This window comes from Dietzia massiliensis, assembly GCF_018390595.1.
Taxonomy (GTDB): Bacteria; Actinomycetota; Actinomycetes; order Mycobacteriales; family Mycobacteriaceae; genus Dietzia; species Dietzia massiliensis.
In genome coordinates this window covers 1-663 of sequence record NZ_JAHBAV010000138.1, presented here as the reverse complement: position 1 = coordinate 663, position 663 = coordinate 1, and the positions used below count along the sequence as shown (strand labels likewise).

At 75.0% G+C, this 663-nt stretch carries 1 pseudogene; it reads left to right on the top strand.

The features are described from left to right. Window positions 1–261: 261 nt before the first annotated feature. Window positions 262–615: pseudogene (locus tag KHA85_RS16510) on the top strand (proton-conducting transporter transmembrane domain-containing protein); the annotation flags it as partial. Window positions 616–663 lie beyond the last annotated feature (48 nt).

Below are 663 nucleotides of genomic sequence, written 5' to 3'. Positions count from 1 at the left end.
AAAGCTGCTCCAGACCTCCGAGCGCCACCGGGTGGACCACGAGATCCATCACGTCATGACGGGCCCCCCGCGCCCGCGGGCGCCGCCCCCCTGCGGGCGGCGCCCCCGCCCCCGGCGGTCCCTGTGGTCCGCGCGGCGCGGGTCGTGGTGTCCGGGCGTTTGGGGAGCGGGGCCCCACCCGGTGGGGTCCGCGCCGCTGTGGGCGGGGCGGCGGTGGGCGGCACCGCGGTGGGCGGCGCGACACGTCCGCGGCCGCCCGTGCTCGCCGGGTTCGCACCTCAGGCCGCGCTGGCCCCGGGCGGCGACGCCGAGCGGGAGGCCGAGCGCGCCGGCGTCACCCAGACCGAGGTGTTCCCGCTCGCGCTGTTCGCCACCGGCGGGCTCATGCTCTTCCCGGCGGCCAACGACCTCATCACCCTGTTCATCGCTCTCGAGGTGCTGTCGCTGCCGCTGTACGTCCTGTGCGGCATGGCCCGGCGCCGACGGCTCCTCTCGCAGGAGGCCGCGGTCAAGTATTTCCTGCTGGGCGCGTTCTCCTCAGCGTTCTTCGCCTACGGCGCGGCGCTGATCTACGGCTACGCCGGGACCGTCGACTTCGGCGGGATCGCGGCCGCGCCGTAGGCGAAGAACGCTGAGGAGAACGCGCCCAGCAGGAAATACTTG